Here is a 1,071-nt window from a genome sequence, read left to right on the forward strand (position 1 = left end):
CCCAATATGAGAATAACTGGCAATATATAAAGTAATTTACGCATATCTTATATTTTTAAAATGGTTAGAAACTTGTTGATAATCCGATGGAGTAAGTCTTGGGAGAAGCGATGCCACGTGTACCGTCATTCATTCCATAGCTTTCCGGATCAATATCACTTCCTGCCTTACACCAGGTAAACAGATTATTTACCTGCACTTTCACTTTCAGAGAAGAGAGGCGGAGGTGTTGGCAAACCGTAAACGGTAAGTTATACCCTACACTCAAGCTACGCAATTTTACATAACCTGCATCTTTCACATTGATGTCACCGTATTGCCACCAATCTTGGAAAGTGCTGGCATAAGTTTTCACCTGTGCCGGTATATCGAGGTACATACGTACCTGTGCATTCGAATCATCCGCAGTCCAACGGTTGGCAATTCCTTTCAAGGTTTGAGTACCTAACTGGTCATCCATTTTTAATACACTGTTACGCAGCTTATTACCACCAGCATACACAAAGAATGCATTCAAATCAAAATTCTTATAGTTGAATCTTAACCCCACTGACCCGCTGAATTTCGGAGTCAGCGAACCAAGGTTCACCAAGTCATCAGTACCTTTGAGCGAAGAACCAGAAGTGATACTGGCTACCGTGCCGTCTTCATTAAATTTCACCAGATCATTTCCATCTTTATCCACTGCTACCGGATATCCATTCTCGATACGATGTATACGGTAAGCCCATAACGTATTATAACTAGTACCTTCCATAAAATAAACCTGCGGACTTGCGATAAAGACTCTTGCATTATCAGATTCACTATGATCGACTTTCAACATTTTGTTCTTATTATAGTCAAAGTTAAAATCTACAGCGAAGTTCCAGTCTTTCTTACGTATGATATTGGTTGTAAGGGAAAGTTCTACGCCACGATTACGCATCTCACCATTATTCACCACACGTGAACCGGCTCCTAAAGTAGGGTCCATATATCGGCGTACCAGCAAATCAGATGAGTGACGATTGTAATATTCCAGACTACCGCTTATCAGATTCTTGAAAAGACGGAAATCTAATCCTATAT

The 1,071-nt window shown here is 40.4% G+C and carries 1 protein-coding gene; it reads right to left on the minus strand.

Annotated features, from left to right (window positions below):
* Window positions 1–64: 64 nt before the first annotated feature.
* Window positions 65–1,071, minus strand: a 1,007-nt coding sequence (locus tag AB5935_RS27830; RefSeq protein ID WP_368328079.1) for a TonB-dependent receptor domain-containing protein, incomplete at its 5' end; no start/stop codon positions are given.

This window comes from Phocaeicola sp. RTP21198st1_B8_RTP21198_201120 (genome assembly GCF_040929485.1).
GTDB classification, from domain to species: Bacteria; Bacteroidota; Bacteroidia; order Bacteroidales; family Bacteroidaceae; genus Phocaeicola; species Phocaeicola dorei.